Below are 21322 nucleotides of genomic sequence, written 5' to 3'. Positions count from 1 at the left end.
CTTCAGTGTTCAACCTATCGTGCCCGGACCGTCACGCCCAGCTGATCAGCCTCTTGGGCTGTTCCAGGATGGCCGCCACGTCGGCGAGGACCTTGGAGCCGAGTTCGCCGTCGACCAGGCGGTGGTCGAAGGAGAGGGCCAGGGTGGTGACCTGGCGCGGCTTCACCTTGCCCTTGTGGACCCACGGCTGGAGCTTGATCGCACCGACCGCGAGGATCGCGGACTCGCCGGGGTTGAGGATGGGCGTGCCGGTGTCGATGCCGAAGACGCCGACGTTGGTGATGGTGACGGTCCCGCCCTGCATCGCGGCGGGCGAGGTCTTGCCCTCGCGGGCCGTCGACACCAGCTCCCCCAGCGACTCGGCCAGTTGCGGCAGTGTCTTGGCGTCCGCGTCCTTGATGTTCGGGACGATCAGGCCGCGCGGGGTGGCCGCGGCGATGCCCAGGTTGACGTAGTGCTTGAGCACGATCTCCTGGGCCGCCTCGTCCCAGGACGCGTTGATGTCCGGGTTGCGGCGGATGGCGACCAGCAGCGCCTTGGCGATCAGGAGCAGCGGGTTCACCCGCAGGCCCGTGAACTCCTTGTCCTGCTTGAGCTCCTCGACCAGCTTCAGCGTGCGGGTCACGTCCACCGTCACGAACTCCGTGACGTGCGGCGCCGTGAACGCCGAGCCGATCATCGCCGCCGCCGTGGCCTTGCGGACACCCTTGATCGGGACACGGGTCTCGCGAGCCGTGTCGTACGAGGAGACGGGAGCCGGGGGCACGGAGACGGCCGGGGTCGGAGCTGCCGTGACCGGCTCCGCCGCGGGTGCAGGTGCGACCGCCGCGTGCACGTCCTCGCGCGTGATGATGCCGTCCGGGCCGGACGGGGTGATCGTCGCGAGGTCGACGCCGAGGTCCTTCGCCAGCTTACGCACGGGCGGTTTGGCGAGCGGGCGCTCCTTCGGGGCCTCGACCACCGGCCCATGGCCGTTCAGCTCCGTCTGGAGCGCCGTCGAGGCCTGGGAGACCACGACCTCGGGGCCCTTGCGGGGGCGGCGCTTGGTCGAGGAGGCGGCGACGCCGTAGCCGACGAGCACCGGCTGGCGGCCGGAGCCCGCGGGCTTCTTCTCCTCGACGGCGGTCGGCGCGACAGCCTCCGCCGAAGCCGCAGCCGGGGCCTGGACCGGAGCCGCGGTGCCGCCCGAGACGTCCACCGCGATGATCGGCGTGCCGACATCCACGGTGGTGCCCTCGGGGAAGTGCAGGTCGCGGACCACGCCGTCGTACGGGATGGGCAGTTCCACCGCCGCCTTGGCCGTCTCGACCTCGCACACCACCTGGCCGTCGGTGACCGTGTCGCCGGGCTGGACGTACCACTTGAGGATCTCGGCCTCGGTGAGCCCCTCACCCACGTCCGGCATCTTGAACTCGCGTACGGACGCTTCCGTCATCGTCGTCACGAACCCTCTCCTCAGTACGCCAGGGCGCGGTCGACTGCGTCGAGCACCCGGTCCAGGCCCGGCAGGTACTCCTCCTCCAGGCGGGCCGGCGGGTACGGCGCGTGGTAGCCGCCGACCCTTAGCACCGGTGCCTCCAGGTGGTAGAAGCAGCGCTCGGTGATCCGGGCGGCGATCTCCGCGCCCGAGCCGAAGAACACCGGCGCCTCGTGGACCACCACGAGCCGGCGGGTCTTCTCCACCGAGGCCTGGATCGAGTCGAAGTCCAGCGGCGAGATCGAGCGCAGGTCCAGGACCTCCAGGCTCTTGCCCTCCTCGGCCGCCGCGTCGGCGACCTCATGGCAGAGCTTCACCATCGGGCCGTAGGCGACCAGCGTCACATCGGTGCCCTCGCGGACGACCTGGGCCCTGTGCAGCGGGCCGGGGATCGCCTCGGGGTTGACCTCGGCCTTGTCCCAGTAGCGCCGCTTGGGCTCGAAGAAGATCACCGGGTCGTCGGACTGGATGGCCTGCTGCATCATCCAGTACGCGTCCGACGCGTTCGACGGCGACACCACCTTCAGGCCCGCCACATGCGCGAACAGCGACTCCGGGGACTCGGAGTGGTGCTCGACCGCGCCGATGCCGCCGCCGTACGGGATGCGCACGACGACCGGGAGCTTGACCTTGCCGAGCGAGCGCGCGTGCATCTTCGCGAGCTGGGTGACGATCTGGTCGTAGGCCGGGAAGACGAAGCCGTCGAACTGGATCTCCACGACCGGGCGGTAGCCGCGCAGCGCCAGGCCGATCGCCGTGCCGACGATGCCGGACTCGGCGAGCGGGGTGTCGATGACGCGGCTCTCGCCGAAGTCCTTCTGCAGACCGTCCGTCACGCGGAAGACGCCGCCGAGCTTGCCGACGTCCTCGCCCATGACGAGGACCTTGGGGTCGGAGTCCAGGGCGCGGCGCAGCGACTCGTTGATCGCCTTGGCCAGAGCCATCTTTTCGGCTGCCATGTCAGGCCCCCTCTCCGTCCGCGAACGACGCCTGGTAGGCGGCGAACTCGGCTCGCTCCTCGTCGACGAGCGCGTGCCCGTCCGCGTATGCGTTCTCGAAGATGGCGAAGTGGTCCGGGTCCGGCATGGCACGGACCGCCTCACGCACTCGTTTGCCCAACGCCTCGGACTCGGCCTCGAGTTCCGCGAAGAATCCCTCGTCCGCGTGGTTTGAGGCCTCGAGGTACCGGCGAAGGCGCAGGATCGGGTCCTTCGCCTCCCAGGCCAGCCGCTCGTCGTCGCCGCGGTAGCGGGACGGGTCGTCGGAGGTGGTGTGGGCGCCCATGCGGTAGGTGTAGGCCTCCACCAGCGTCGGTCCCTCGCCGTTGCGGGCGCGCTCCAGCGCCCACTTGGTGACGGCCAGGCAGGCCAGGACGTCATTGCCGTCGACGCGGACGCCCGGGAAGCCGTAGCCCTGTGCGCGCTGGTAGAGCGGGACGCGGGTCTGCTTCTCGGTCGGCTCGGAGATCGCCCACTGGTTGTTCTGGCAGAAGAAGACGACCGGGGCGTTGTAGACCGCGGAGAAGGTGAAGGACTCCGCGACGTCACCCTGGCTGCTCGCCCCGTCGCCGAAGTACGCGATCACCGCGCTGTCCGCGCCGTCCTTGGCGACGCCCATCGCGTAGCCGGTGGCGTGCAGCGTCTGGGAGCCGATGACGATCGTGTAGAGCTGGAAGTTGTTGCTGTTGGGGTCCCAGCCGCCGTTGTTCACGCCGCGGAACATGCCCAGCAGGTTGGTCGGGTCGACCCCGCGGCACCAGGCGACGCCGTGCTCGCGGTAGGTCGGGAAGACGTAGTCGTCCTCGCGGGTGGCCCGCCCGGAGCCGATCTGCGCGGCCTCCTGGCCGAGCAGCGAGGCCCACAGGCCCAGCTCGCCCTGGCGCTGCAGGGAGGTGGCCTCCGCGTCGAAGCGGCGGGTGAGCACCATGTCGCGGTAGAGCCCGCGAAGCTCATCGGGAGTGATGCCGGCGACGTACTTGTCGTACTCGGCGTTCTTGACGCGCTTGCCCTCCGGCGTCAACAGCTGAACGAGTTCGGGCTTGGTGCTCGGGGACTTCCTGGTCCCGGCGCTGCGTCGCGGCTTGCTCGCGGCAGTGCTCTCCACGGTCACGTGTGCTCCTCCGTCGGTCCGGCCCCCGGGGTTGCCGGGTAAACCAGTGCGGCTCACCTGTTTCCGACACCCGTGCACGGGGTGGGTGCCACTCGGCCGGAACAGGCGTGACAGGTGCCCCGGCGAGCGCCCTGCAAGAATCACGTTACCCAGTGCGCCACATTTCTGTGAAACCCCCTTTGACCTGCGATTTTGCTTGGATTTCCAAGTAAATCGAGAAGGGGTCGAAGGGGCGCTGGTCACAGCCTTGCAGGAGGCCGGAGCAACGGCACGTTATCCCGTCTACCCAGGTCACCGGAAGAGTTTCCGTGTTTCACTTACCGCGTGCACGAAGCGGGAAGAATCAGGGTATTTCTTCTCGACGATCACGTGGTGGTCCGGCGCGGGGTCCGTGAGGTGCTCTCGGTCGAGGACGACATCGAAGAGGTCGGCACATCCTTCGCCCGGCGCCTCGTGGTCGGCGTCGAGCCGCAGTTCGGGACCGTGCACTCCACCGACGGTGCCCTGGGACGCCACATCGCGCCCACCCTGTGACCGAAAGCGACTGACGACGACTGCCTGTGACAACGCCCAGCTCACAGGCCTGTCCCGTGCCCTAGCATCTGGCGCGTGCCGCGCTCCCCTGTACCACCCCAAGTGCCTCACGCGCCCCCGCTGGGCGCCCTGCTGCGCCAGTACGGCGCCGGTTCCGCGCTCTCCTGCGAGCCCGTCGAGCAGGGCCTGCTGAACCGCGGCTACCGCCTGTGCACGACCCGCGGCCGCTACTTCCTCAAGCACCACTTCGACCCCGAGACCGCCGACCCGGCCGCCATCGCCCGCCAGCACCGCGCCACCCAGCGCCTGGCCGACCTCGGCGTTCCCGTGGCGCCCCCGCTGCCCGCCCGGGACGGCCGCACCGTCGCCGTCGTCGGCGGCCACGCCTACGCCCTGCACCCCTGGATCGACGGCCGACACCGCCACGGCGGCCAGCTCGGCACCGGCCAGTGCGAGCGACTGGGGGCGCTCCTGGGCGTCGTACACGCGAGTCTGGAGGAGGTGATGTCGGCGCGGGCTCGGGGGCGTGCGGAGGCCCAAGGGACGGCGCGGGCCTGCGCAGAACCGCCCGGTGCCGTCGGCAGTGCCGATCCCGCCGACACCTTCGCCCTCATCGACGAACTGCTCGGCCACGTTCGCCGGCACCGCCCCGCCGACTCCTTCGACGAGCTGGCCCGCCACCGGCTTCTGGAGCGGCGGGCGCTGCTGGAGCGGCATGCCGACCGGCGGCCTCCCCGTGGTGGTTCGGTGGGCTGGGTGCACGGTGACTTCCACCCGTTCAACCTGCTCTACAGGGGCGACGCGCCCGCCGCGATCGTCGACTGGGACCGGCTCGGTCTGCGCCCGCGCGCGGAGGAGGCCGTACGCGCCGCCGCGATCTTCTTCGTACGGCCCGTCGGGGAGCTCGACCTGCCGAAGGTGCGGGCGTACGCGCGCGCGTACCGGCGCGCGGCCGGGGCCACGCCCTCCCAGCTGGAGGCGGCCGTGCACCGCGTGTGGTGGGAGCGGCTCAACGACTTCTGGATGCTGCGCTGGCACTACGAACGCGGCGACACCCGCGCGGACTGCCAGTTCCCGGCGGCCTCGGCGCTCGCCGTCTGGTGGACGCGGGGGTATGACACGGTGTGCGAGGCCTTCGCGGGGTGAGGCGGGAACCCGGAAGCGGCGTGCCCCGGGGACCCGGAAACAGCACGCGCGCGTAGAGGCGTTTTACGCCCCTGCGCGCGCGAGGAGTCGACCGGCCGGGTCCTGGGTCAGTTGCCGCCCACGATCCCGGTCGACACACCGCCGTCACTGCTCGCCCCCGGGTCCGTCGGGTCGTCCGACGGCGGGGCGGTCGTCGGGTCGTCCGACGGTGCGGCGGTCGTCGGGTTGCTCGTCGTCGGCTGGTTGGTCGGCTGGCTGCTCGCCGTCGGCGACTGTGTGTACGACGGCGTGGAGGACGGTGTGTAGTCCCCCGAGCCGGAGTTCGTCGAGGTGTCCGTCGACGTGTCCGTCGGCTCGTCCGTCGCCGTGTCGGTCGGCGACTCGGTGGCCGTGTCCTTGCTGGTCTGCGAGGTCGTCGGCGACTCCGAGGAGCCCGAACCGCTGCCTGAGCCGCCGTTGTGCTGCAACGCCAGAGCGACGCCCGCGGCGATGGCGATCACCGCGAGGACGGCCAGGATCCACAGCTTGCCGCGGCCGCTGCCGTGGTTGCCGTGGCCCTCGAACCCGCCGTCGTCCCCGCCGCCGTAGCCCTGGGGCAGGATCTGCTGCGGAATCTGCGTGGTGCCCGAGGCGGGGTCGGCCGGGTGGGGCATCACGGTCGTGCCGGCGAAGCCCCCGGCCGGGGTGTTGCGGCCCTCGTGCATGGCGACCGGGCCGGTGTTCCAGGTGCCGGTGTGGCCGCCCTGGTCGTAGAGCATCTGCAGCCCGTACTGGACCAGCCCGCGCATCTCCTCGGCGGTCTGGAAGCGGTCGTCGGGGTCCTTGGCGAGGGAGCGCATGACCAGGCCGTCGAGCTCCGGCGGGGCCTCGCCGTTCGAGATCTGCGACGGCGGGACCGGGATGTCCTGGACGTGCTGGTAGACCACCGAAAGGGGGGTCTCGCCGACGAACGGGGGCCTGAGCGCGAGGAGTTCGTACAGCAGGCAGCCCGTCGCGTACAGGTCGGAGCGGTGGTCGACGGCCTTGCCGAGCGCCTGCTCCGGGGAGAGGTACTGGGGCGTGCCCATGACCATGCCGGTCTGCGTCATCGTCGACTGCGCGCCGTGCAGGGCACGCGCGATGCCGAAGTCCATCACCTTCACCGCACCGGTGTGCGTGATGATGACGTTCGCCGGCTTGATGTCACGGTGCACGATGCCGTGCTGGTGCGAGTAGGCGAGCGCCTCCAGGACCCCGGAGACGATGATCAGGGCCTGCTCGGGGCCCGGCGCCTCGGCGTTGATCAGAAGGTCGCGGATGGTCCGCCCCTCGACGATCTCCATCACGATGTACGGGACGCTCTGGGCGCCCCCCGCGCCGTAGCCGCTGCCCGGCACCGTGTCCTCGCCGGAGTCGTACACGGCGACGATCGCGTGGTGGTTGAGGCCGGCCACCGACTGGGCCTCGCGGGTGAAGCGGGCCTTGGAGACCGGGTCCTCGGCGAGGTCGGCGCGCAGCAGCTTGACCGCGACGGTGCGCCCGAGGCGCACGTCCTCCGCGGCGAACACCTCCGCCATTCCGCCCCGGCCGAGTCTGCGGGTCAGCCGATATCGGCCGTCGCCGACCAGCCCGCCGTTACCCCACAGCTCCGGCGCATCTGACATACCGCCGCCAGTCGCCTCGGGGTCGGACGGGCCCTGAGCGCGCTGCTGCTGTGCCATCGGTCCTCGCCGTCGTTTCTGCCCGCGGTGCGCGCGGTGTTGTTACGGTCTCCGTCGGCCACGCTACAGCCTCAACGCAAGCCGCCGGTCCGAGAAGGGGGCCGGAACCGGCATGAGACGGACCGGCCATCAAACCGTCACCCGATGCCATCGTGCAAATTCTGTGTACCGGCCGTACAGCCTCTGTAACGCTCCCGCGACGCTTCTTTCGCGTACGGTCACGGAACGGGCACCTGGCTTGACGTGTCAGTGCCCTCGGGCAGACTTGGCCGGGAATGAGCCATTCGATCAACAAGACGGCCGGCGCCGGAAGGCCGATGGGGGACGCGGACAGATGAGCCAGGACGGCGCGCAGGGCCAGTACGCCGGGCAGTCGCTCGCCGGCGGCCGCTATCAGCTGCGCGACTTGCTCGGCCAGGGTGGCATGGCCTCCGTGCATCTCGCCTACGACTCGGTGCTCGACCGGCAGGTCGCGATCAAGACCCTGCACACCGAGCTCGGCCGGGAGCCGGCCTTCCGCGAGCGCTTCCGCCGTGAGGCGCAGGCCGTGGCGAAGCTCACGCACACCAATATCGTCTCGGTCTTCGACACCGGCGAGGACACCGTCGGCGAGGCGACGACGCCGTACATCGTCATGGAGTACGTCGAGGGCCGCCCGCTCGGCTCCGTGCTCGACACGGACGCACGGCAGTTCGGCGCGATGCCCGCCGACAAGGCGCTGAAGGTCACCGCGGACGTGCTGGCCGCGCTGGAGATCAGCCACGAGATGGGGCTGGTCCACCGGGACATCAAGCCGGGCAACGTGATGGTGACCAAGCGCGGCGTGGTCAAGGTGATGGACTTCGGCATCGCCCGCGCGATGCAGTCCGGTGTCACCTCCATGACGCAGACCGGCATGGTCGTCGGCACCCCGCAGTACCTCTCGCCCGAGCAGGCCCTGGGCCGCGGTGTGGACGCCCGGTCCGACCTGTACTCGGTCGGCGTCATGCTGTTCCAACTGGTCACCGGGCGGCTGCCGTTCGACGCGGACTCGCCGCTGGCGATCGCGTACGCGCATGTGCAGGAGGAGCCGGTCGCGCCCTCCTCGATCAACCGCGCGCTGCCGCCCGCGGTGGACGCGCTGGTCGCCCGCGCGCTGAAGAAGAACCCGAACGAACGCTTCCCGAACGCCGTGGCCATGCGCGACGAGTGCCTGCGCGTGGCCGCCTCCTTCCAGGCCGCCCCGCCCAGCATCGTGCCGAGCGCCCCGGCGCAGAGCGGCGCGGGCGTCGGCGCCGCGGTGTTCCCGCCGGTCAGCCACGCGACCCCGCCGCCGGCCCCGGTCCAGCAGCCGTACCAGCCGACGCCGCCCCCGAACCCGTACGGCACACCGGCCCCCGTGCCCACGCCCTCGCCCTCGTACGGCTATCCGCAGCAGGGCGGCTACCGGACGCCGCCGCCGTTCCCGCAGCAGGGGCAGACCCCGCCGCCGTACAACATCGCCCCGCAGCCGGTGACGACCGTGCCCTCGGGGGGCGACAAGAACAACAAACCGGTGATCGTCATCTCGGTCATCGTCGGCATCATCGCCGTCACCGCCCTGCTCGCGGCCCTGCTCTTCAACAGCGGCGGCAGCAGCAACCAGGGCAGCAGCGGCGGCACCAGCGACGTCACCTCCGAGACGACCACGTCGGCCACGCACGCGGCGGGCTGGCGCGGGCCGGACAAGACGAAGACGATGGACACGACGGAGTGCACGGAACCGAACGAGTCGTACACCGACGAGAACAAGATCCAGGTGCCCGACTTCCGGTTCAAGTACATCGACTCGGTCAAGGACTGTGCCGACGCCGCGGGCTGGACGGTGAAGACCGAGGAGTACGACGAGAACACGTACGGCCAGGGCGCGGTGATCGACCAGAGCCCCGAGGCCGGCTCGGACACCGACCCGGACAACGTGGTGATCACGCTCCAGGTGTCGACGGGCAACCCGTCCTGACTCGGTGAAGCCGAAGGGCCCGGCAGCCGCTCGGCCGCCGGGCCCATGTACGTGTGCCCTTGTATGTGTGCGCTTGTGTGTGCGCTTGTGTGTGCGCTTTAGAGGTACGGCCCGCCCGAACGGCCCGCCGTCTGTCCGTCCTCGCCCATCTCGTGACCGCCGACACCCGGCGGAAGGGCGCGGCGCATCTGCTCCAACTGCGCCCGCGCGGCCATCTGCTGGGCGAACAGCGTGGTCTGGATGCCGTGGAAGAGACCCTCGAGCCAGCCCACCAACTGGGCCTGGGCGATGCGCAGTTCGGCGTCGCTCGGAGTGCCCTCGTCGGTGAACGGCAGCGACAGCCGCTCCAGTTCCTCGACCAGCTCCGGCGCCAGACCGTCCTCGAGTTCCTTCACCGAGCTGCGGTGGATCTGCTTGAGCCGGGCGCGGCTGGCCTCGTCCAGAGGAGCGGCGCGCACCTCCTCGAGCAGCTGCTTGATCATGCTGCCGATCCGCATCACCTTGGCCGGCTGCTCGACCTGCTCCGTCACCGGAATCTCGCGGGAGTCCTCGTCGCCGCCTACGCCGCCAATCGCCATGCCGTCCTGGCCCACGACCAGGATCTGGGGATTCTCCGGCGACCGTTCGTTCCTCGGCATCTCCATGCCGCCATTCTCTCGCACCCGTGCATCTCATCACCGTGGTGCCCCCCGTGAAGGGTGATCCACCGTTTGGGGGCGGGAGATTCCGTCACTCCGGTGGGGTGCTGTTCAGCCGCAGCAGCCGGGCCTCGCAGTGGTCGAGCCAGCGGATCTCGGCCTCCGCGTGGCAGATCAGCTGCTCCAGGACCAGCAGCCGCGCGATCTCGTCCGGATGCCCCGGCGCCTGGGCCAGCGCCTGCGCCCGCTGCCGTACGTACTCGTGCATGGCGTCGGCCACATGCCGGCGCTGCGCCTCGACGACCTTGCGTACGTCGACACCGGGTGCCCCGACCGCCAGGGCCAGCTTGATCGCCAGTTCGTCGCGCGGCGGACTGGCCCGCTCCACGGGCCGCGCGAACCAGGCCCGCAGCTCGCCCCGGCCCACCTCGGTGAGCGAGTACAGCACCCGCCCCGCCTCGTCCTCCCCGTCCTGCACGACCATCCCGTCCCGCTCCAGCCGGCCGAGGGTCGTATAGACCTGCCCGATGTTCAACGGCCACGTCCCCCCGGTCCGCGCCTCGAACTCGGTACGCAGCCGTGAGCCGTAGCGGGGGCCGCGTTCCAGGAGCACCAGCAGACCGTGACGAATCGACATAACCGGATTGTGCAGTGGGTTCGGGGCATTTGGCGGAACTACGCGTGCCGGACCCGTGGAGCGGCGTGACGCTGGGGGCGTGACTGGATGCGTACGCAGAGTGGGGGCTACGGGACTGGTGGTGGGGGCGGGGGTGATGGGGTTGTTGTACGGGGGCGGGGCGTCGTACGCGGCGGCTTCGGTGTGTGCCGCCGCTCCTGTGCACGCCGGTGCTGCTCTCGGTGCGACCACCCCCACGCAGGGGGCCGTTTCACCGTCGGCCACTGTTCCGTCGTACAAGGCCGGGCCCACGCGGGATGCCGACAGGGCACCCACTGCCGGGCAGACCCCCACACCGGGCCCCTCCGGCTCCGCGTCGCCCGGTGCGCCCTCGCGGGCCGGCAGTGTGGCCGGGGAGGGGCGGGAGCGGCCAGGGCGGCCGGACGAGCCGACGGCCACGGCGACGGACGGGGGCACCGACCAGGCGGAGGGCGACGAGGACGGCGCGTACCCGGAGGACGACGGGGGTGCGGCCGAGAGCCCGGACGCCGTCGACTCGGCTCAGGCCACGGCGGTCACCCCCGAGGTCCCGGCCCGGCCGGTGGGCCAGACCGTCGCCCGGCCCGGGACCCCCGCCGAGCCGGTCCTGCGGATCCTCCCGCTGGGCAGCGGCCTGGTCCTGATCGGACTCGGCCTGGGCCTCGCCTTCATCGGGCTACGGCTGCGGCGGAGCTAGGACTACGGCACGACCAGCAGCACCTTGCCGATGTGCCCGCTCTCCTCCACCACCCGGTGCGCGGCCGCCGCGTCGCTCATCGGCAGCTCCCGGTCGACGATCGGACGGACATGGCCGCCCGCCAGCAGCGGCCACACATGCTCCTGTACGGCCGCCACGATCGCCGCCTTCTCGCCGAGCGGCCGGGCCCGCAGCGAGGTCGCGCTGATGGCGGCGCGCTTGGTGAGGAGCGCGGCGATGTTCAGCTCGCCCTTGATGCCGCCCTGCATGCCGATGATGGCGAGGCGCCCGTTGACGGCGAGGGTCCGGACGTTGCGGTCGAGGTACTTGGCCCCCATGTTGTCGAGGATGACGTCCGCCCCCGCGCCGTCGGTGGCCTGCCTGACCTCCTCGACGAAGTCCTGCTCCTTGTAGTTGACCAGGATGTCGGCGCCCAGCGCGGCGCAGTAGTCCAGCTTCTCCTTGGTGCCCGCGGTCACGGCGACGTTCGCCCCGACGGCCTTGGCCAGCTGGATCGCCATCGTGCCGATGCCACTGGAGCCGCCGTGCACCAGCAGAGTCTCGCCGGGCCGCAGGTGGGAGATCATGAAGACGTTCGACCAGACCGTACAGGTCACCTCGGGCAGCGCGGCCGCCTGCCGCAGATCGATGCCCTCCGGCACGGGCAGCAGCTGCCCCGCGGGGACGGCGACCTTCTCGGCGTAACCGCCACCCGACAACAGCGCACACACCTCGTCGCCGACCGCCCACCCGGAGACCCCGGGCCCGACCTCGGCGATACGGCCCGCGCACTCCAGGCCTGGATAGACGGAGGCACCCGGCGGAGGGTTGTAGAAGCCCTGCCGTTGCAGGATGTCGGCCCGGTTGACGGCACTGGCCACCACCTCGACCAGCACCTCGCCCTCACCGGCCACCGGATCGGGGACCTCGTCCCACACCAGGGCCTCGGGTCCACCAGGTTCGGGAATCGTGATCGCATGCATGGGCCCGACGCTACTCCTCGGCCCCCTGCCCACCCCCGACCGACCTGAGCCCCAGCCGCCCTGGCCCATTCCGCCGTCAGTCCTGCCGGAGCGGTCGGGAGTCGGACGTGACAGGTGCGCCCGGCGTCGCCGACATGATGATGAGACGGTCCGTCAACTGCACTGGGCCGACGGCCGGATCGTCGTGTCCGAGCACCCGGTGCCCGCGTACGACACGCACCACCAGGTCGTCGGTCTCCCGCGGCCTTCTGCCCACCTCGGCCCGCACCACCGGCCGTTCGACGATGTCGAGCCCGCTGCCCTACTGGTGAGGTCGCCCATCACCACGCCGGCGGCGGGGCTGAGACGGACAGCCCGCGCAGCCGCACGGCCGCGCCGGCACTCGTGATGACGGCGTCGTCGCCGGACCGCTGGAGTAGCGCCGCGTTCTCCCCCTCGGGCACCGCGGCCACGATCTCCGCGCCGCGGTTGAGCTGCCGGGCCGTCAGCGTCACCAGCACCGCGGTGTCGTCACGCTGGGTCGCGATGATGATCTGCCGCGCCCGCTGCACCTCGTCCCGCTTCAGCAGCTCGCTGAGGGTCGCGTCCGACGACGACGGTGTGATCGCGCAGGGCGGGCCTCCGTCTCATCATCGACGCCGACAAGTGGGAGGAAGCTTCACCCGATGGGTCACGAGATGTTCGCCCGCCTGGTGGGCGATCGCGTCATGGCCCGGTTGTTTCACGTGAAACACACCTCGATCCCGGCGGAGGCCCAGGGCAGGTCGAGGAGTTCGAGCTCCTGACCCGCACGGGCCCCGCCCGGCGGTACGACGGCGAGGGCGTCGGCTGCCGCGATGCCGCGCAGCATGGCCGGCCCGTTGTAGTGCAGTGCCACGGCCTGGTCGCCGCGTAGCACGACGGGGATGAGCCGGGTGTCGTACGGGTGCCCGTGCGCCTCGTCCCGCAGCGGCAGTGCGTACGGCTCCGAGGCAGGGTGGGCGGCGAGGGTACGCAGGAGCGGCTCGGCGAGCGTGAGCAGGCCGGAGACGGCGGCGAGGGGGTTGCCGGGAAGGCCGACGAGGTGCTGGTTCTCCTTGGTGCGGGCCAGCAGCATGGGGTGGCCGGGGCGCACCTTGACGCCGTCGACGAGGAGTTCGGCGCCGATGCGCCGCAGAGTGGGATGGACGTGGTCGACGGGTCCGGAGGCGGTGCCGCCGGTGGTGACGATCAGGTCGGCGGCAGAGGAGGTGATCGCCTTGTGCAGCGCTTTTGCGTCGTCACCCAGCCTTCGTACGGCGGTGACCTCGGCGCCGAGCGCACGCAGCCACGGCGGCAGCATCGGGCCGAGGGCGTCCCGGATCAGACCGTCGTGCGGGCGGCCCTCGGTGAGCAACTCGTCGCCCAGGACGAGGACTTCGACGCGGGGGCGGGGGACGGCGGCGAGGGTGTCGTAGCCGGCGGCCGCGGCGAGCCCGAGGACGGCCGGGGTGACGAGGGTGCCCAGGGGCAGGAGCTGGTCGCCGGACCGGCACTCCTGGCCGCGGGGGCGGATGTCCTGGCCGTGCTGCATGTCGCGGGTGGCGTGCAGACGGTCCTGGGCGTCGGTGCGGCCGTGTTCGCTGCGCAGGACGGCGGTGGTGTCCGGGGGGATGCGGGCGCCGGTGGCGATCCGGACGGCCTCGCCGTCGGTGAGCGGCTGCGGCTCGGCGTGCCCGGCCAGCACTCCCTCGTCCCGTACGTCCCAGGGGCCGGGTCCCGCGACCGCCCAGCCGTCCATCGCCGAGGTGTCGAAGGAGGGCAGGTCGGTGAGGGCCGTGAGGGGCGCGGCGAGGGTGAGGCCGAGGGCGGCGTCCAGGGTGACCGAGACGGGGGCGCGGCGGCCGCCCCGGGCGGCCCGGGCGGCGATCGCACGGGCCTCGGGCCAGGGGGTGGCCCTGTGGTGGGCATCGGGCTTGTGGGCGGCGACGTGATCGGCCTCCGCTGCGGGCGTGGGCACGGGCGGGGGGCCGCCGGGCCGGTTCGTGTGGCCGTGGCCGCCGTGGTCGTTCACCAGCGCGAGCACCTCCTCGACGTCGAGGTCCTCGGCGTCCTCGCCGGTCCGGGCGGAGCGGGCGGTCATCCGGCGTCCGCGTCGGGCTTGGCCTCTTCGGCGTTCTCCTGCTCCCAGCGCAGGGCGAGGGCGACGGCATTGCGGGCGGCCTCGGCGACGGCTTCGGGGCCTCCACCGGCCCGCCCGGCCGCGTAGCCGACGAGGAAGGTGGTCAGCGGCGCCGCGGGCCTCGCCACGTTGTGGGCGGCGTCGCGAGCGAGATCGAGCAGAACGCCGGTGTCGACGTCCAGGTCGATGCCCAGCTCGTCCTTGACTGCGGAAATCCATTCATCCAACACGTGCCCATGCTCCCTGATGCGTGCCCTGGCGGTGGCGATGTCGTCCCAGGTGTCGCAGTCGAAGGAGGCGACGGGGTCGGGGACGCGGGTGAGGTGGAGGGCGGCGGTCAGCCGGCGCAGCGGCAGCCCGGTGAGGCCGGTGGACGCGGCCGGGCGGCCGGTGGACGCGGTGTCGCCGCCGGATGCCGCCGTGGCGAGTGCGGTCAGCTCGCGGTGCAGCGCGGACGCCCGGTAGGCGGCCACGAGCGGCTGGTCACGGCCGTCGGCGTCGGTGAGCAGCGCGCCGTCCGCGCCGCTCGTCCGCAGGGCGGTCAGCAGGTGCCGGACGGTGTCCGCCGCAAGAAACGGCAGGTCGGCGGAGAGGACGACGACGTCCTCGGCCGTGGTGCGGTGCAGCCCGGCGCCGAGCGCGGCCAGCGGGCCGCCGCCGGGCGGGTCCTCGCGGGCCCACAGCACGGTCCGGGCGGTGGGGCGTTCGTCGGCGACGACCACGGTCGTGCGCGCGTCGGCGCAGGCCGCGAGGACCCGGTCGAGCAGCGCCCGTCCGCCGACCCGCACCCCGGGTTTGTCGGCGCCGCCGAGCCGCCGGGCGGCGCCCCCGGCGAGGACCACGGCGTCGTAGGCCGCGTCGCTGCCGGGGGTGCCCGAGGGCTCGTACGAGGTCACCCCACGAGTATGCGTGCCCTCACGATCACAGGGAACGTGCGGACGGTGCCGCAATCACAGCGTGTGCGACCGCACCCGGCACCGCCTCGGCAGCCGTCCCCGTCACAGCGTCCGCAGCAGCAGCGTCGGCTGTTCCACACAGTCCGCCACGTACCGCAGGAAGCCGCCCGCCGTGCCGCCGTCGCACACCCGGTGGTCGAAGGTGAGCGACAGCTGGACGACCTGTCGCACCGCCAGCTCGCCCTCGTGCACCCACGGCTTGGGGACGATGCGGCCGACGCCGAGCATGGCCGCCTCGGGGTGGTTGATGATCGGCGTGGAGCCGTCGACGCCGAACACTCCGTAGTTGTTCAACGTGAAGGTCCCGCCGGTGAGTTCCCCGGGCGTGAGGGTTCCCGTGCGGGCCGCCCCGGTCAGCCGGGCGAACTCCGCGGTCAGCGACTCGGCGTCACGCGCGTGGGCATCCCGTACGACCGGTACGACCAGCCCGCGCTCGGTCTGCGCGGCGAAGCCGAGGTGCACGTGGTCGAGCTGGACGACCTCCCTGGCCGCCATGTCGACGGTGGAGTTGAGCTCCGGGAAGCGGGCGAGGGCCGCGGTGGAGATCCTCGCCAGAAGGGCGAGCAGGGAGATCTTCGGGCCGCCGGCGGCGTTCATCGCGGCACGCGCGCGCATGAGCTCCGTCGCGTCCGCGTCCACCCAGCAGGTCGCGTCCGGTATCTCGTGCCGGCTGCGGGAGAGCTTGTCGGCCACGGCGCCTCGGATGCCCTTGAGGGGGATGCGGGTCCCTCCGGGGGCGACGGGTGCGGGCGACGGTGTCGTTTCCGGGGCGGCGGCCGATGCCGGTGCCTGCGTGGCCGTGGCCCGCAGCGCGCGCTCCACGTCCGCCCGCAGGATCAGCCCGTCGGGGCCGGAACCGGTCAACTGCCGCAGGTCCAAGCCGTTCACACGGGCCAGACGGCGAACGAGGGGGGAGATCACCGGGACGGGTCCGTCGCCGCGCGCCTCGGTGAGCGTCGCGGTGGCCGTGCCGTCCCGCTTCGGCGACCCCGTGGGTGCCGTCGGCCGCACCCGCCGTCTGCGCGCCGGAGGTGCCCCCGTGCCGTAGCCCACCAGCACGTTCCCGGAGCCCTCGGTCTCGCCCCCGGAGACCTGCGGCCCCACCGCGACGGTCAGCAGGGGCGCCCCGACGGGCAGTTCCGTGCCCTCCTCGCCGAAGCGGGCGGTGACCACGCCGCCGTAGGGGCAGGGCACCTCGACCATCGCCTTGGCCGTCTCGACCTCGACGACCGGCTGGTCGATCGCGACGACGTCGCCGACCTGGACCAGCCAGCGCACGATCTCCGCCTCGGTGAGCCCCTCCCCGAGGTCGGGGAGCTTGAACTCCAGCACCTGTGCCATCAGTTCTCGGCCTCCCACTGCAGACGCCCGACGGCGTCCAGGATCCGGTCCACGCCGGGCAGGTGGTGACGCTCCAGCATGGGCGGCGGATACGGGATGTCGAATCCGGCCACGCGCAGCACCGGCGCCTCCAGATGGTGGAAGCAGCGCTCGGTGACGCGGGCCGCGATCTCCCCGCCCGGTCCGCCGTAGGTGCCCGACTCGTGCACGACGACCGCGCGCCCGATCCGCCGTACGGAGGCGGCGACCGTCTCGTCGTCGAACGGCACCAGGGAGCGCAGGTCCACGACTTCGAGGTCCCAGCCCTCGGCCCGCGCGGCCTCCGCGGCTTCGAGGCAGACGGGTACCGACGGCCCGTACGTGAGGAGCGTGGCGCTCCGGCCCGGGCGCCGCACCACCGCGCGGCCTATCGGTTCGACATCCGTCGGATGCTCCGGGTTCCAGGAGTCCTTCGACCAGTACAGGCGCTTGGGTTCGAGGAAGACGACCGGGTCGTCGGAGGCGATCGCGGCGCGCAGCAGCCCGTAGGCGTCGGCGACCGTGGCGGGCGTGACGACATGGAGCCCCGGAGTCGCCATGTAGTACGCCTCGGAGGAGTCGCTGTGGTGCTCGACGCCACCGATGCCGCCGCCGTAGGGGACCCGGATGGTGATCGGGAGGGGCATCGCCCCGCGCGTGCGGTTGCGCATCCGGGAGACGTGGCTGATCAGCTGCTCGAAGGCGGGGTACGCGAACGCGTCGAACTGCATCTCCACGACCGGCCGCAGTCCGTACATCGCCATCCCGACCGCCGTGCCGAGGATGCCGGCCTCGGCGAGCGGGGTGTCCGTGCAGCGGTCCTCGCCGAACTCCTCGGCGAGACCGTCGGTGACGCGGAAGACGCCACCGAGGGTGCCGACGTCCTCGCCCATGACGTGCACGGTGGGGTCGGCGGCCATGGCGTCGCGGAGCGCACGGGTGAGGGCCTGCGCCATGGTGGCCGGCTTGAGGGCGACGGTGGTCATCAGTGCCCGCCTTCCTGTTCCGCGTGCAGCTCGGCCCGCAACAGGGCCTGCTGTTCGCGCAGTTGCGGGGTGGGCTCGGCGTACACGTGGGCGAAGAGGTCCATGGGGTCGAGCGCCGGGTCCCGGTTCATGCGCTCGCGCAGGTCGGCGGCCATGGTCTCGGCGGCCTCGCGCGCGCGGAGGACGCCGTCCTCGTCGATGAGGCCGCGCTCGGTCAACTCGTGCTCCAGGAGCGCGATCGGGTCGTGCGCGCGCCAGGCCTCGACCTCGGTGTCGCCGCGGTAGCGGGTGGCGTCGTCGGCGTTGGTGTGGGCGTCGATGCGGTACGTGATCGCCTCGACCAGCGTGGGGCCGCCGCCCTCGCGCGCGTGCCGTACGGCGGCGGCGAGGACCTCGTGCACGGCGGCCGCGTCGTTGCCGTCGACGAGGCGTCCGGGCATGCCGTAGCCGACGGCCTTGTGGGCCAGTGACGGCGCCGCGGTCTGCTTGGCGAGCGGCACGGAGATCGCGAAGCCGTTGTTCTGGACCAGGAAGACGACCGGGGCCTGCCAGACGGCGGCGAAGTTCAGCGCCTCGTGGAAGTCGCCCTCGCTGGTGCCGCCGTCGCCGACCATGGCGAGCGCGACCACGTCGTCGCCCTTGAGGCGGGCCGCGTGCGCGAGGCCGACGGCGTGCGGGAGCTGGGTGGCGAGGGGGGTGCACAGCGGGGCGACACGGTGCTCGTGCGGGTCGTAGCCGGTGTGCCAGTCGCCGCGCAGGAGGGTGAGCGCCTGGACGGGGTCGAGGCCGCGGGCGACGGCGGCGAGGGTGTCGCGGTAGCTCGGGAAGAGCCAGTCCTGCTCCCTCAGGGCGAGCGCGGCGGCGACCTCGCAGGCCTCCTGGCCGGTGCTGGACGGGTAGACGGCGAGGCGGCCCTGCTTGGTGAGGGCGGTGGCCTGCGCGTTGTAGCGGCGCCCGCGGACCAGTTCGGCATACAGGCGGCGCAGCAGCGCCGGGTCGGCCTTCGCCACCCGCTCGGTGCCGAGGACGCGGTAGGGCTCCGCGTCGGGCAGCAGCGGCGCGGGGTCCGTGCGGGGCTGCCAGGCGGGCGGCGGCGATGGCCGGTACGCGCCCCGCTGCTCCATGACCGTCATGACGGCACCTCCTCGTGGGAGCGGCTTCAGGCGCGCCACGGATGTGATGCGCCCCACCTACCGATTGTTCGGTCGTCGGCACATTTCGGCTACAGGCACCTTCAGGTTGTGGACAAACGGTTCTCCACAACCTGAAATGAACGCAGTACGTCCATGGTAGGGAGGCGGGGGGACATGGCACCTGAACAAATGGCCGAGGGCCCGGAGGAAACGACCTCGCTGCCGCCCGCCCGTCCCCTCGACGCCATCGATCTGGACATCCTCCAGATGCTCCAGGCGGACGGCCGCGCCTCGATACGGTCGGTCGCCGAACGGGTGCACGTCTCACGCGCCAACGCCTACGCGCGCATCAACCGCCTCATCGAGGACGGCGTCATCCGCGGCTTCGGCGCCCGCGTCAACCACGAGCGGGCGGGCCAGGGCACCTCGGCGTACATCACCCTGAAGATCGTCCAGAACTCCTGGCGCACGGTCCGCGAGCAGCTCAGGCAGCTCCCCGGCGCCTCCCACATCGCCCTCGTGGGCGGGGACTTCGACGTGCTGCTCCTGGTGCACACGTCCGACAACAAGGCGCTCCGCGAACTGGTCCTCACCCGGCTGCAGAACATGCCCGAGGTTCTCAGCACCCGCACCCTGCTGGTGTTCGAGGAGGAGGACCTGGAGCCGCAGAGCTGAACCCTCTCCGCGGCTCTCTCAGGCCTCCTGGCGCAGGCCCCCGAAGACCAACTGCACGACCGCGTCGGCCACTTCGCGCTCGTTCATCCCGCGGCCGTCCGGCCGGTACCACTCGACGATCGAGTTGATCATCCCGAAGACCAGACGGGTCGCGAGCCGTACTTCCACGTCGCCGCGTACATCCCCCTCGGCGGCCGCCGCCTTCAGGAGCTCGGCCACCTGGTGGTCGAAGTCGCGGCGCCGGTCCAGGGCCCACCGCTCGGTGTCCGTGTTGCCGCGCACGCGCAGCAGCAGGGTGACGTACGGGAGTTCACCGATCAGCACCTCGACCATGCGCCGCACGACGTGCTCCAAGCGGTCCAAGGCGCACCCCACGCGTGCGTGCTCCTCGTCGAGGATGCCGAAGAGGCCGTCGAGCGCCCGGCTGACGGCGCGGCGCAGCAGCTCCTCCTTGCCGGCCACATGGTGGTAGATCGACGACTTGGAGATGCCGGCCGCCTTGGAGAGGTGCTCCATGGAGGTGCCGTCGTAGCCGCGCTCGTTGAAGACCTGCACGGCGACGGACAGCAGAGTCTCCGGGGTGTACGTGTCGCGCTTGGCGGTGGTCATGAGGTGCTGCCCTCCCGCTTGTCGGAGGCGTACGCGTGCCGGTACAGCGCCAGGGACGGCGCGTAGCGGCCGCAGGGGTCGCGCAGGTGGAGGTCGTCCAGGAGGGCGTAGGCCCAGTTCCGGCCGAGCTTGCGGCTCCACTCGAAGGGGCCCAGCGGGTAGTTGACGCCCAGCCGCATCGCCGTGTCGATGTCCTCCTCGGTGGCCACGCCCTTGGCGACGGCGTCGTGCGCGAGGTCGACGATCCGGGCGACCGTACGGGCGACGATCATCCCGGGGATGTCACCGATGACGCTGACGTCCTTGCCGAGCGCCTGGAAGAGGCCGATGGCCTCGGCGAGGGTCTGCTGCGAGGTGTCCTGGGAGGCGGACAGGGCGATGCGGGTGGCGCGACGGTAGTCGAGGGCGAGGTCGAAGTAGACGACGTCCCGGAACTCCACGGAGGTCTGCCCGTCGGCGAGCGCCAGCTGGCCGCCGCCCGGGAGTACCAGCCGGGTGCCGTGGTCCTCTTCCTCCTCACGCACCGGGATACCCGCCTCGCGGATCAGCGCGAGCAGTTCGGCCGCGGGGCCCAGGTCGCCCTCGGCGACGACGTAGGCGGGCCGCTGGGCCTCTTCCGCGGTGTGCGGTTCGGCGGCCTCGGCGTCGTCCGCGTAGTCGTACCAGCCGTGTCCGCTCTTGCGGCCGAGCCGGCCCGACTCGACCAGGCGGCGCTGGGCGAGCGAGGGCGTGAAGCGCACGTCCTGGAAGAAGCTCTGCCACACCGAGTGGGTGACGGACTCGTTGACGTCCTGCCCGATGAGGTCGGTCAGCTCGAAGGCGCCCATCCGGAAGCCGCCCGACTCGCGGAGGATCGCGTCGATGGTGGCGGGGTCGGCGCCCTGGGCCTCGTAGACCGCGAAGGCCTCGGCGTAGAAGGGCCGGGCGATGCGGTTGACGATGAAGCCGGGGGTGTCGGCGCAGGCGACCGGTGTCTTGCCCCAGGCGCGCGCCATCTCGTACGCGCGCGTGGCCGACGTGACGTCGGTGGCGAACCCGGAGACGACCTCGACGAGCGGCAGCAGCGGCGCGGGGTTGAAGAAGTGCAGGCCGACGAAGCGGCCGGGGTTGCGCAGGGCGCCGCCGATGGCCGTCACCGACAGGGACGAGGTGTTGGTGGCGAGCAGACAGTCCTCGTCGACGATGTCCTCGAGCGCCCGGAACAGCTCCTGCTTGGCGTCCAGCCGCTCCAGGACGGCCTCGACGACCAGGGAGCAGTCGGCGAGCTCGGCGAGCTCCTCGGCGGGCAGCAGACGCGCGCGCGCCGCATCCCGGTCACCCGCCGTGAGGCGGTCCTTCTCGACGAGCCGGTCGAGGCGGGCGCCGATCGCTTCGGCCGCATCCCGGGCGCGCCCGGGGACGGCGTCGTACAGCCGCACACGATGGCCGGCGACCAGCGCGACCTGGGCGATGCCCTGGCCCATGGTGCCGGTGCCGACGACGGCCACGGGGCTGCTGAGGTCGAGTGCTGTCATGTGCGCGATCCTCCCGCACGGGGTTTTCCACAG

Annotated in this window: 18 protein-coding genes and 2 pseudogenes; 5 read left to right on the top strand and 15 right to left on the bottom strand. The window is 71.9% G+C overall.

The annotated features are described in order from the left end of the window. Positions 1 to 31 precede the first annotated feature (31 nt). Genes ACWC09_RS03390 through pdhA (ACWC09_RS03380) form a run of 3 tightly spaced genes read right to left on the bottom strand, consistent with a single transcriptional unit; the run spans position 32 to position 3586 of the window. Complete coding sequence (locus ACWC09_RS03390; protein WP_450848010.1) at positions 32 to 1444, bottom strand: dihydrolipoamide acetyltransferase family protein; 1413 nt, start codon at positions 1442 to 1444, stop codon at positions 32 to 34. 11 nt (positions 1445 to 1455) lie between these two features. Further along, the gene (locus tag ACWC09_RS03385) at positions 1456 to 2436 is read right to left on the bottom strand and encodes an alpha-ketoacid dehydrogenase subunit beta (protein ID WP_450848008.1); all 981 of its coding nucleotides are present in this window, start codon (positions 2434 to 2436) and stop codon (positions 1456 to 1458) included. 1 nt (position 2437) lies between these two features. Next, entirely contained in the window at positions 2438 to 3586 is a 1149-nt protein-coding gene (pdhA, locus tag ACWC09_RS03380; protein WP_450848006.1) for a pyruvate dehydrogenase (acetyl-transferring) E1 component subunit alpha, read from the bottom strand. A gap of 324 nt (positions 3587 to 3910) precedes the next feature. On the opposite strand from pdhA (ACWC09_RS03380), the pseudogene ACWC09_RS03375 reads away from it, so the two are divergent. Both ACWC09_RS03375 and ACWC09_RS03370 read left to right on the top strand, forming a co-directional pair. Then, positions 3911 to 4018, top strand: a pseudogene (locus tag ACWC09_RS03375) (DNA-binding response regulator); the annotation flags it as partial. Between the two features lie 204 nt (positions 4019 to 4222). Continuing rightward, the gene (locus tag ACWC09_RS03370; RefSeq protein WP_450848291.1) at positions 4223 to 5266 is read left to right on the top strand and encodes a phosphotransferase; all 1044 of its coding nucleotides are present in this window, start codon (positions 4223 to 4225) and stop codon (positions 5264 to 5266) included. A 107-nt stretch (positions 5267 to 5373) separates the two neighbouring features. Here the strand turns inward: ACWC09_RS03370 and ACWC09_RS03365 are convergent, their stop codons facing one another. Then, on the bottom strand, positions 5374 to 6966 hold the full coding sequence (locus ACWC09_RS03365; RefSeq protein ID WP_450848004.1) for a protein kinase domain-containing protein: 1593 nt from the start codon (positions 6964 to 6966) through the stop codon (positions 5374 to 5376). A gap of 334 nt (positions 6967 to 7300) precedes the next feature. Here ACWC09_RS03365 and ACWC09_RS03360 point away from each other — a divergent pair, with 334 nt between their 5' ends. Then, entirely contained in the window at positions 7301 to 8944 is a 1644-nt protein-coding gene (locus tag ACWC09_RS03360) for a protein kinase domain-containing protein (RefSeq protein ID WP_450848002.1), read from the top strand. Positions 8945 to 9042: 98 nt separating this feature from the next. On the opposite strand, the gene ACWC09_RS03355 is transcribed toward ACWC09_RS03360, so the two are convergent. Both ACWC09_RS03355 and ACWC09_RS03350 read right to left on the bottom strand, forming a co-directional pair. Next, positions 9043 to 9588 carry a bacterial proteasome activator family protein gene (locus ACWC09_RS03355; protein WP_450848000.1) on the bottom strand — a complete coding sequence of 182 codons (546 nt, stop codon included), beginning with the start codon at positions 9586 to 9588 and terminating at the stop codon, positions 9043 to 9045. A gap of 85 nt (positions 9589 to 9673) precedes the next feature. After that, the gene (locus tag ACWC09_RS03350) at positions 9674 to 10219 is read right to left on the bottom strand and encodes a PadR family transcriptional regulator (protein ID WP_450847998.1); all 546 of its coding nucleotides are present in this window, start codon (positions 10217 to 10219) and stop codon (positions 9674 to 9676) included. Between the two features lie 79 nt (positions 10220 to 10298). Here ACWC09_RS03350 and ACWC09_RS03345 point away from each other — a divergent pair, with 79 nt between their 5' ends. Then, entirely contained in the window at positions 10299 to 10934 is a 636-nt protein-coding gene (locus tag ACWC09_RS03345) for a hypothetical protein (RefSeq protein WP_450847996.1), read from the top strand. Positions 10935 to 10936: 2 nt separating this feature from the next. Here the strand turns inward: ACWC09_RS03345 and ACWC09_RS03340 are convergent, their stop codons facing one another. From ACWC09_RS03340 to pdhA (ACWC09_RS03310), 7 genes and pseudogenes are all read right to left on the bottom strand, one after another. Then, positions 10937 to 11917 (bottom strand): NAD(P)H-quinone oxidoreductase, encoded by a 981-nt coding sequence (locus ACWC09_RS03340; RefSeq protein ID WP_450847994.1) that lies wholly within the window; start codon positions 11915 to 11917, stop codon positions 10937 to 10939. A gap of 76 nt (positions 11918 to 11993) precedes the next feature. After that, a pseudogene (locus ACWC09_RS03335) lies at positions 11994 to 12504 on the bottom strand (NAD-binding protein); the annotation flags it as partial. Positions 12505 to 12638: 134 nt separating this feature from the next. Further along, positions 12639 to 14018, bottom strand: a complete 1380-nt coding sequence (locus ACWC09_RS03330) for a molybdopterin molybdotransferase MoeA (protein ID WP_450847993.1) — start codon at positions 14016 to 14018, stop codon at positions 12639 to 12641. Further along, on the bottom strand, positions 14015 to 14953 hold the full coding sequence (locus ACWC09_RS03325; RefSeq protein ID WP_450847991.1) for an NTP transferase domain-containing protein: 939 nt from the start codon (positions 14951 to 14953) through the stop codon (positions 14015 to 14017). The genes ACWC09_RS03330 and ACWC09_RS03325 overlap by 4 nt, the downstream gene beginning before the upstream one ends. Positions 14954 to 15055: 102 nt before the next feature. After that, on the bottom strand, positions 15056 to 16354 hold the full coding sequence (locus ACWC09_RS03320; RefSeq protein ID WP_450847989.1) for a dihydrolipoamide acetyltransferase family protein: 1299 nt from the start codon (positions 16352 to 16354) through the stop codon (positions 15056 to 15058). Continuing rightward, positions 16354 to 17358, bottom strand: a complete 1005-nt coding sequence (locus ACWC09_RS03315; protein ID WP_450847988.1) for an alpha-ketoacid dehydrogenase subunit beta — start codon at positions 17356 to 17358, stop codon at positions 16354 to 16356. Before ACWC09_RS03315 ends, ACWC09_RS03320 begins: the two co-directional genes overlap by 1 nt. Continuing rightward, complete coding sequence (gene pdhA, locus ACWC09_RS03310; protein ID WP_450847986.1) at positions 17358 to 18491, bottom strand: pyruvate dehydrogenase (acetyl-transferring) E1 component subunit alpha; 1134 nt, start codon at positions 18489 to 18491, stop codon at positions 17358 to 17360. The genes ACWC09_RS03315 and pdhA (ACWC09_RS03310) overlap by 1 nt, the downstream gene beginning before the upstream one ends. 174 nt (positions 18492 to 18665) lie before the next feature. Between pdhA (ACWC09_RS03310) and ACWC09_RS03305 the strand changes: the two genes are divergently transcribed. After that, positions 18666 to 19166, top strand: a complete 501-nt coding sequence (locus ACWC09_RS03305; protein ID WP_450847985.1) for an Lrp/AsnC family transcriptional regulator — start codon at positions 18666 to 18668, stop codon at positions 19164 to 19166. Positions 19167 to 19184: 18 nt separating this feature from the next. On the opposite strand, the gene ACWC09_RS03300 is transcribed toward ACWC09_RS03305, so the two are convergent. Next, entirely contained in the window at positions 19185 to 19775 is a 591-nt protein-coding gene (locus ACWC09_RS03300; protein ID WP_450847984.1) for a TetR/AcrR family transcriptional regulator, read from the bottom strand. Then, positions 19772 to 21289: a 3-hydroxyacyl-CoA dehydrogenase gene (locus ACWC09_RS03295; RefSeq protein WP_450847982.1), complete on the bottom strand. Its 1518-nt coding sequence runs from the start codon at positions 21287 to 21289 to the stop codon at positions 19772 to 19774. Before ACWC09_RS03295 ends, ACWC09_RS03300 begins: the two co-directional genes overlap by 4 nt. Positions 21290 to 21322 lie beyond the last annotated feature (33 nt).

The organism is Streptomyces sp. NPDC001617 (genome assembly GCF_053596855.1).
This window is presented reverse-complemented; position numbering and strand designations above follow the sequence as displayed.

Bases quoted from the DNA above. Each gene is read 5' to 3' on its own strand.
- ACWC09_RS03385 (WP_450848008.1), bottom strand. From the start codon at position 2,436: ATGGCAGCCGAAAAGATGGCTCTGGCCAAGGCGATCAACGAGTCGCTG.
- ACWC09_RS03365 (WP_450848004.1), bottom strand. From the start codon at position 6,966: ATGGCACAGCAGCAGCGCGCTCAGGGCCCGTCCGACCCCGAGGCGACT.
- ACWC09_RS03360 (WP_450848002.1), top strand. From the start codon at position 7,301: ATGAGCCAGGACGGCGCGCAGGGCCAGTACGCCGGGCAGTCGCTCGCC.
- ACWC09_RS03355 (WP_450848000.1), bottom strand. From the start codon at position 9,588: ATGGAGATGCCGAGGAACGAACGGTCGCCGGAGAATCCCCAGATCCTG.
- ACWC09_RS03350 (WP_450847998.1), bottom strand. From the start codon at position 10,219: ATGTCGATTCGTCACGGTCTGCTGGTGCTCCTGGAACGCGGCCCCCGC.
- ACWC09_RS03340 (WP_450847994.1), bottom strand. From the start codon at position 11,917: ATGCATGCGATCACGATTCCCGAACCTGGTGGACCCGAGGCCCTGGTG.
- ACWC09_RS03330 (WP_450847993.1), bottom strand. From the start codon at position 14,018: ATGACCGCCCGCTCCGCCCGGACCGGCGAGGACGCCGAGGACCTCGAC.
- ACWC09_RS03320 (WP_450847989.1), bottom strand. From the start codon at position 16,354: ATGGCACAGGTGCTGGAGTTCAAGCTCCCCGACCTCGGGGAGGGGCTC.
- ACWC09_RS03315 (WP_450847988.1), bottom strand. From the start codon at position 17,358: ATGACCACCGTCGCCCTCAAGCCGGCCACCATGGCGCAGGCCCTCACC.
- pdhA (WP_450847986.1), bottom strand. From the start codon at position 18,491: ATGACGGTCATGGAGCAGCGGGGCGCGTACCGGCCATCGCCGCCGCCC.
- ACWC09_RS03305 (WP_450847985.1), top strand. From the start codon at position 18,666: ATGGCACCTGAACAAATGGCCGAGGGCCCGGAGGAAACGACCTCGCTG.
- ACWC09_RS03300 (WP_450847984.1), bottom strand. From the start codon at position 19,775: ATGACCACCGCCAAGCGCGACACGTACACCCCGGAGACTCTGCTGTCC.
- ACWC09_RS03295 (WP_450847982.1), bottom strand. From the start codon at position 21,289: ATGACAGCACTCGACCTCAGCAGCCCCGTGGCCGTCGTCGGCACCGGC.